General features: G+C 66.5%; 12 protein-coding genes. 11 read left to right on the top strand and 1 reads right to left on the bottom strand.

The genetic code is table 11. The features are described 5' to 3' along the window. From JWQ89_RS11020 to JWQ89_RS10970, 11 genes are all read left to right on the top strand, one after another. The coding region (locus JWQ89_RS11020) for an amidohydrolase family protein (RefSeq protein WP_299640944.1) at window positions 1-531 on the top strand (531 nt) is incomplete at its 5' end. Between the two features lie 54 nt (window positions 532-585). After that, complete coding sequence (locus JWQ89_RS11015) at window positions 586-1,044, top strand: DUF29 domain-containing protein (RefSeq protein ID WP_299640942.1); 459 nt, start codon at window positions 586-588, stop codon at window positions 1,042-1,044. 148 nt (window positions 1,045-1,192) lie between these two features. Then, window positions 1,193-1,651, top strand: a complete 459-nt coding sequence (locus tag JWQ89_RS11010; RefSeq protein ID WP_299640940.1) for a DUF4126 family protein — start codon at window positions 1,193-1,195, stop codon at window positions 1,649-1,651. A 52-nt stretch (window positions 1,652-1,703) separates the two neighbouring features. Next, the gene (locus JWQ89_RS11005) at window positions 1,704-2,552 is read left to right on the top strand and encodes an SDR family NAD(P)-dependent oxidoreductase (protein ID WP_299640938.1); all 849 of its coding nucleotides are present in this window, start codon (window positions 1,704-1,706) and stop codon (window positions 2,550-2,552) included. A 56-nt stretch (window positions 2,553-2,608) separates the two neighbouring features. Further along, window positions 2,609-2,950: an MliC family protein gene (locus JWQ89_RS11000; protein WP_299640936.1), complete on the top strand. Its 342-nt coding sequence runs from the start codon at window positions 2,609-2,611 to the stop codon at window positions 2,948-2,950. Between the two features lie 7 nt (window positions 2,951-2,957). After that, window positions 2,958-3,545 (top strand): hypothetical protein, encoded by a 588-nt coding sequence (locus JWQ89_RS10995; protein WP_299640934.1) that lies wholly within the window; start codon window positions 2,958-2,960, stop codon window positions 3,543-3,545. Between the two features lie 83 nt (window positions 3,546-3,628). Continuing rightward, window positions 3,629-4,099, top strand: a complete 471-nt coding sequence (locus tag JWQ89_RS10990) for an urease accessory protein UreE (RefSeq protein ID WP_299640933.1) — start codon at window positions 3,629-3,631, stop codon at window positions 4,097-4,099. Continuing rightward, complete coding sequence (locus JWQ89_RS10985) at window positions 4,096-4,758, top strand: urease accessory UreF family protein (RefSeq protein ID WP_299640932.1); 663 nt, start codon at window positions 4,096-4,098, stop codon at window positions 4,756-4,758. The genes JWQ89_RS10990 and JWQ89_RS10985 overlap by 4 nt, the downstream gene beginning before the upstream one ends. Further along, complete coding sequence (locus JWQ89_RS10980) at window positions 4,755-5,183, top strand: DUF3995 domain-containing protein (RefSeq protein ID WP_299640931.1); 429 nt, start codon at window positions 4,755-4,757, stop codon at window positions 5,181-5,183. Before JWQ89_RS10985 ends, JWQ89_RS10980 begins: the two co-directional genes overlap by 4 nt. Next, a complete protein-coding gene (gene ureG / locus JWQ89_RS10975; protein ID WP_299640929.1) occupies window positions 5,180-5,812 on the top strand; it encodes an urease accessory protein UreG in 633 nt (210 codons plus the stop codon). Before JWQ89_RS10980 ends, ureG begins: the two co-directional genes overlap by 4 nt. 18 nt (window positions 5,813-5,830) lie before the next feature. Continuing rightward, window positions 5,831-6,307, top strand: a complete 477-nt coding sequence (locus JWQ89_RS10970; protein WP_299640927.1) for a GNAT family N-acetyltransferase — start codon at window positions 5,831-5,833, stop codon at window positions 6,305-6,307. A gap of 198 nt (window positions 6,308-6,505) precedes the next feature. Here the strand turns inward: JWQ89_RS10970 and JWQ89_RS10965 are convergent. Then, the coding region (locus JWQ89_RS10965; protein ID WP_299640926.1) for an alpha-amylase family glycosyl hydrolase at window positions 6,506-7,711 on the bottom strand (1,206 nt) is incomplete at its 5' end.

Here is a 7,711-nt window from a genome sequence, read left to right as displayed (position 1 = left end):
GGCGACAACGACAATTTCCGGGTGAAGCGCTACATCGCCAAATACACCATCAACCCGGCCATCACCCAGGGCATGAGCCGGCACATCGGCTCGGTAGAAGTCGGCAAGCGCGCCGACCTGGTGCTCTGGAGCCCGGCCTTCTTCGGCGTGAAGCCCGAGATGATCATCATGGGCGGCTCGATCGCCGCCGCACCGATGGGCGATCCCAATGCTTCGATCCCCACCCCGCAGCCGATGCACTACCGGCCCATGTTCGGCGCCTATGGCAAGCTCAGGACCAACTCCTCGGTGACCTTCGTCAGCCGGGCGGCCTATGACGACGGGCTGCAGGCCACCCTCGGCGTCGCCAAGGGCATGCTGCCGGTGGAAAACACCCGCGGCGGGCTGAGCAAGGCCTCGATGATCCACAACTCGGCAACGCCGCAGATCGATGTCGATCCCGAGACCTATGAGGTGCGGGCGGATGGGGAGTTGCTGACCTGCGAACCGGCAACGGTGCTGCCGATGGCGCAGCGGTATTTCCTGTTCTGAGGGCGGTTGTCGGAGCGGTTTAAATACCGCTCCGAACGCGGTATATTTGTCGCCATGAACAAGATCGATCTCAAGAAGCTTGCGGGCTACGAAGAGGACTTCGCGCTGTGGAGCGCGGAGCAGGCTGCGCTGATCCGCGCCGGCAAATTCGATCGCGTCGATCTGGAGAATGTCGCCGAGGAGATCGAGAGTTTGGGGCGCAGCGACAAACATCAAATCCGCAGTCGGCTCGAGGTGCTGATGATGCACCTCCTCAAGTGGGAGAAACAACCGGAGCATCGCTCGCGGAGCTGGGCCTCCACCATTCGAGGCCAGCGAGATGCGATCCTCGATCTCCTCAAGGAAAGCCCGAGCCTGAAACCCTTTCCGGCCACCGTGATCGCCGAACGATATGCACGGGCGCGCGAAATGGCGTCAGAGGAGACAACCGTCTATTTGAAGTACTTCCCCGAGACCTGCCCCTACACCATCGAGCAGATCCTCGACCCCGACTTCCTTCCTGGCGAACTCTGATACCCTCGAATCTGCTAGCGTCCCCTCGCATGCGGCGCGGGCTGGCTCGCCTGGTTTTGGCGGAGCGGTATTTCCTGTTCTAGCCCGGCGCCGCACCGTCCAAGCACGGCAACGGGTGACTTGACTATCCGGCTGCGGAGTGGTCGCCATGATCTACATCCTGTTCCTCGTCGTCGGCGTCGTCGCCGGTCTGCGCGCGCTGACTCCGTTCGCCGCCATCAGCATCGGCGCCTGGCTGGGCTGGATCGACCTCGGCGGTACCTGGGCTGGCTTTCTGGCCACCCCGCTGGCCGCGATCATCCTGGTCATCCTCGCGATCCTCGAACTGGTCGGCGACCAGCTGCCCACCGCCAGGTCCCGCAAGGAACCGGTCTCGTTCGTCGGCCGCACCATCAGCGGCGCGCTTTCGGGCGTGCTGCTTGGGCTGCCCACCGGAAACTGGATCGCCGGCCTGATCCTCGGCGCCATCGGCGCGGTCATCGGCACCCTCGGCGGCTTCGAGGCCCGCCGCCGGCTCGCCCAGCAGTTCGGCCGCGACCGCCCAGCCGCCTTCATCGAGGACGCGGTGGCGATCATCCTGGCCTTCGGCGCCGTCTGGCTCGCCTGACATATTCCCGCAAGTTCATGTTATGTTCTCATCCTGAGTCGGGAGAAGCAGCATGGCGGCCGATCTGTCGGGCAAGGTCTGCCTCGTCACCGGGGCCAGCCGGGGCGTCGGCCGTGGCGTTGCACTTGGGTTGCTGGAGGCGGGGGCAACAGTGCACATCACCGGCCGGACTTTTCGGGATGGCGAGCATCCCGAGGGCCTCGATCGCGCCGGCTCGCTGGCCTCGGTGCTGGATGCTTCCCGCGAGTATCCCGGTCGCTGCGTGGCACACCGGGTGGACCACGCTAATGACGTCGAGACCGAGGCCGTGGTGCGGCGGGTTCTCGCCGACGATGGCCGCCTCGACGTGCTCGTCAACTGCGCCTGGCCCGGCTACGAGCGCATGGAGGAGAATGGCGCGTTTACCTGGGTGGACCCGCTGTGGGAGCAGCCAATGTGGCGTTGGGACGCCATGATCGGGGTGGGTGTGCGATCGTCCTATTGCGCCACCCGGGTTGGCTCCGAAGCAATGGCGGCACAGCGCTCGGGGCTTATCGTCAACATCTCGTTCTGGTCGGCACAGAAGTTCATGCAGAATGTCGTCTACGGCGTTTCCAAGGCCGCGATGGACAAGATGACGGCCGACGTCGCGCACCAGATGCGGGAGTACGGCGTCGCAGCGCTCTCCCTCTATCCCGGACTTGTCCGCACCGAGGAGGTGATGAAGAACGCTAAGTATTTCGATATGTCGAACTCCGAGAGCCCGGAATTCCAGGGCCGCGCCGTGGCGCATCTGGCCGCCGATCCAAAGCTCATGGACAAGTCAGGCGGCATCCACACCAGCGCAGATCTGGCGCTCGAATACGGCTATGCCGATATCGACGGCTACCAGCCGCGCCCGCTGACACTGGAGACTGCCTAGCCGCGACGCCTCAATCTGCTACCCTCGACCCGCCGACTCGCGAGGAGGGACCGCCGATGGAAGCCTTGGCCACTGCCGCCATGATGTCGAATGTCGACGTCTCCGCCCAGGTTGTGCTCAGCCTGCAGGGCAGTTTCGAGCGTAACATCGTGCAGTACCAGTGCGAGGGCCTCGAGCCGTTCTCGGTCGATTTCATCAATGCGGCCCCCAATTTCCTCGCTATCGTGCCGATCGGGCCGGACCGGCTGGTGTTCGTCACCACCATGTCGGGATCGGGCGCGCGGTATGTGTCGGGCCAGTACGAGTTCTGGACCAAGGGGAGCGATGCGACCCTCACCGACCTGATGGCCGAGCCGCAGGCGCCAGTGAACTGCTCCGAAGTCACCGACACGCCCTGAGGGCGCGATGGAAACCAGCGTCGCCCACGATGTGTTCATCCACGTCCGCATCGTCATGGGCACCGTGGTGGGTCTCGGTATCACCCGCCTGCTGATGGGCACCGCGGGCATCATCCAGCACCCGCAGCGCGCCAGGCTCTCCCTCGTCCATCTGCTGTGGGTGCTCTCGATCATGCTCGAGCTCATCCTGTTCTGGTGGTGGGAGTACGAGCTTGCCGAGATCAAGAGCTGGACCTTCGGCACCTTTGCCTTCCTGATCGGCTACTCGGTCGTGCTGTTCGGGCTCACCGCGCTGCTGTTTCCGGACAACCTCGACGACTATGGCGGCTACGAGGATTTCTTCCTCAAGCGCCGCAAATGGTTCTTCGGCCTGTTCGGCGCTACCTTCATCCTCGATATCGTCGATACGCTGATCAAGGGCGAGCCCTACCTCGACTCGCTGGGCGTCTGGTACCTGATGCAGGTGCCGCTCGGCATCGCGCTCTGCATCATCGCCATACGGACGACCGATCGGCGGTACCATCTGGCGCTGGTCCTCATCCACCTCGCCTATCAGGTCCTGTGGGGCGCGATCCTGTTCGACGAGCGCATCTAGCATGCGTGCATTTGCGGTGTGCAAGCTTCGCGACTAAGCTGCGTGCGAAGGTTGGGAAGCCTCGTTCGCTATAGTGAGTCCTCATGCCGCAGACGTTCCGCGCGGTCGCCTATGTATCCCCCGGCGAAGCCGGTCTCGCCTTCGATCTCGCCATCCTGATGCATGACGAGCGGCGTGTGCGTCGGCGCATGCTGACGCTGGTCCACGGCGACCAGGTGCTGGTCGATTTTCCCGAACCGGTGACGCTGGCCGATCGCAGCGCCCTGCGGCTCGAGGACGGGCGGCTGGTCGAGATCATCGCCGGCGAGGAGAACCTCTACGAGGTGCGGGGGCGGGATGACCTGCACCTGATGCGGCTCTGCTGGCACCTCGGCAACCGGCATTTGAAGACCCAGATCGAGCCCGGCAGGGTGCTGATCCTCCGCGACCACGTCATTCGCGACATGCTGCTGGGACTTGGCGCGACGGTGACGGATGTCTCCGAGCCGTTCCATCCGGAGGAAGGCGCCTATTCGCACAGCCACGAACCGGTCCACGCACTGCTGAACCGATGACCGACCCCGCCGCGCTGCAAAAGCTCGTCACCTGGCTCTCGCCGGCCTTCCCGGTGGGCGCCTTCGCCTGGTCGGCCGGGCTTGAGACGGCGATTGCGGATCGTCGCGTAACCAGCGCCGAACGCTTGGAGAACTGGATCGGCGGCGCGCTCGCCCATGGCGGCATCCGCACCGACGCCATCCTCCTCGCGCATGCGCACCGAGCCGCAGACGACGCGGCGGCGCTGGAAGAGCTGGCCGACCTGTCGCTGGCCCTTACCGGCTCGAAGGAGCGCTGGATGGAGACGACCATCACCGCCGACTCCTATGCCTGGGCGATGCAATTCTGGCCTTCGCCCGCGCTCGACCTGCTGCCCCAGCCCTGCCCCTACCCGATCGCCGTCGGCGCCCTCGCCGCGGCGCACGATATCGGCGTCGAGGACACGCTCCTCGCCTGGCTCACCGCCACCGTCCACGGCCAGATTTCCGTCGCCGTCCGCCTCGTGCCGCTCGGCCAGTCGGATGGCCTCCGCGTCCTCTCCGCCCTCGAACCGCGGGTCGCAGCGCTTGCGGCAACCGCGGCGACGGCAACCCTTGCCGATCTCGGCGCGATCGCCTACGCCGCCGACATCGCGCAGATGCGCCACGAGACGCTGGAACCGAGGATTTTCCGCTCATGAGCATGGTCGTCGCCGCCCTGATCTTCGTCGTGCTGCTGGCGGTGGCGCTTGCCCATTTCCTCTGGGCGGTCGGCAGCCCGTGGCCGATCCGCGACCCGGTGCTGCTGGCGCGAACGGTCATCGGCCGGCCCGGCGTCACCCGCGTGCCGCGCCTCGCCTCGCTGGTCGTCTCGCTGCTGGTGCTCGCTGCCGGCGTGCTCGCCTTGTCCCTCGCCGACCACGATGCGGGCGGCGTCGGCCTGACGCTCGTGGGCGTCGTGCTCGCCGCACTGTTCCTGGGCCGCGGCGCCCTCGGCTATACCGATCGCTGGCGGGCGCGGTTCCCGGAGGAGCCCTTCGCTACCCTCGACCGCAAGAACTACTCCCCGCTCTGCCTTGCCATCGGGGTCGGCTTTCTCATCCTCGTCATCATGAGGCTCATATGAAATCGCTCAACGGCCCCCTCCGCGTCGGCATCGGCGGCCCCGTCGGCTCGGGCAAGACCACGCTTTGCGAAATGCTGCTGAAGGCGATGCGCGATCGCTACTCGATGGCGGTGGTCACCAACGACATCTACACCAAGGAAGATGCGCTGATCCTCAACCGGGTGCAGGCGATCTCCGAGGACCGCATCGTCGGGGTGGAAACCGGCGGCTGTCCCCACACCGCCATCCGCGAGGACGCCTCGCTGAACCTCGCAGCGATCGCCGATCTCAACCGCAAGTTCCCCGACCTCGACATCATCCTGATCGAATCCGGCGGCGACAACCTCGCGGCCACCTTCTCGCCCGATCTCGCCGACATCACGCTCTACGTCATCTCGGTCGCCGAGGGAGAGAAGATCCCGCGCAAGGGCGGCCCCGCCATCACCCGCTCGGACCTGCTGATCATCAACAAGGCCGACCTCGCGCCCTACGTGAACGCCAGCCTCGAGGTGATGGAGACGGACACCAGGCGGGTGCGCGAGGGCCGGCCTTATGTATTCACCGACATGCTGCGGCGGAACGGGCTGGATGAGGTGATCGCGTTCATCGAGACGATGGGCGGGCTGGGGGCGGCCGAGGCGGCGGAGTAGCCCGTCCGGGAATAGCGCATGAACACCGTGCCCGACCACGTGCTGATGGCTCGCGATCTCACCATGCCCATCCCCACGGCGGATTGGCCGGATGGGGCTGCGCTGGCTCCGATGAGCGCGGCCGACGCACCTGCCATTCACCGGCTGCTGCAGCGCGCCTACGCCAACGGGTTCGGCAGTGTCCTGCCCGATTGGCTCGATTGGTGGGAGGGGTTGCGGGGCGACAGCGAGTTCGACAAGCACCTCTGCTTCGTCGCCAGCGCCGGGGACGAGATCACCGGCTTCTGCGTCTGCTGGACCTCGAGCTTCGTGAAGGACCTGGTGGTGGCGCCCGACTGGCAGGGCCGGGGCGTCGGCACCGCGCTGCTTGCGACCGCAATGGCGGCGCTCGAGGCACGCGGGGCGGTCGAGGTGCGGCTGAAGGTTCAGGCGGGGAATGCCGGGGCAAGCCGGCTGTATGAGCGGATGGGGTTCGTGGCGGTAGGCAAGGGCTAATACTGCAGCAGACAGCCCCTCCCCATCCCTCCCCATGGGAGAGTGCCGCATCGAGTTCCTGGCGCGATCAAGCCCCAAGCCGCCGGCGGGCGCCTCCCCCTTCATGGGGGAGGTTGGGAGGGGGCCGTCCGCTGCAGTCGGTGCTCGGTCCGGGCACAGCGGCCAAGAGCCCGCTAGCCATCGGCTTTCCCTCGCCCCCTACTCCCTCGGTGTCTCTTCCGGCGGCTGCTCCTGCGGCACTTCCTGCGGCTGGTTGCCCGGCACCGTGTCGGGTTGCGGCGCCGGCTGGGGCGTCTCGGGCTGGGGCGGCACTTCCTGCGGCTGGGGCGGAATTTCTGGCGTCGAGGGCGGGATCTGGCCCTTGAGCAATACCACCACCGAACGCGGCGGCAGCGTGGCGGCGCGGTCGGCGACGGGCAGCACGGCCTTGTCGTCGGAGACGAGGCCCACGGTCCAGTAGCCCTCGGGCAGCCGGGCCAGCACCGCCTCGCTGTGACGATTGAACCACACCATCAGGTCCTCCTCCGTAGTCTGAAGCCGCATGCCCAGCACCGAGCCGCCGGCATCGTTCCAATCCGCGTCGGTCATCTCGCGGCCGGCGGGATGCAGCCACGCGACGTCGCGCACCCCATGCCGGGTCTGGCCGGTGAGGAAGTGGTCGTGCGTCAGCGCCGGATGGAGGTGCCGGAAGTCGTTGAGCGCCGCCACGTAGTCGACCAGCGCGCCGTCCGCACTCTCCCAGTCCACCCAGGTGATCTCGTTGTCCTGCGCATAGGCGTTGTTGTTGCCCTGCTGGGTGCGGCCGAACTCGTCGCCCTGCTGGATCAGCGGCAGCCCGCGGCTGAGGAACAGCGTCGCCAGCAGCGCCCGCACGTCGCGGCGCCGGGCGGCCTGGATCTTCGGATCGTCCGTCGGCCCTTCGGCCCCGCCGTTCCACGAATAGTTGTTGTTGTGCCCGTCGCGATTGTCTTCGCCGTTCGCCTCGTTGTGCTTGTCGAGGTAGGACACGAGATCGGCGAGCGTGAAGCCGTCATGCACGGCGAGCATGTTCACCCCGGCGCTCGGCTTCCGGCCGGCGAAGTCGAAGATCTCGGCCGAGCCGGCGACCTTGCCGGCCAATGCCCCGATCTTTCCCTGGTCGCCGCGCCAGAACGAGCGCACGTCGTCGCGATAGGTGTCGTTCCACTCGCGGAATTCCTTGCCGAACTGGCCGAGCTGATAGCCGCCCGGGCCCGGGTCCCACGGTTCGGCGACGAGGATCGCCTTGCTCAGCACCGGATCGGTCTTGATGAGCTGCAGCATCCTGGCGTTCGGGTTGAAGCCCGGCTCGCGGCCGAGCACGGTGGCCAGATCGAAGCGGAAGCCCGACACCCCCATCTCCTCGACCCAGTAGCGCAGGCTCTC

This window comes from Devosia sp., from assembly GCF_028290645.1.
GTDB lineage: Bacteria > Pseudomonadota > Alphaproteobacteria > Rhizobiales > Devosiaceae > Devosia_A.
The sequence above is the reverse complement of the archived record's forward strand: the minus strand, read 5'-3'. Positions and strand labels throughout refer to the sequence as shown.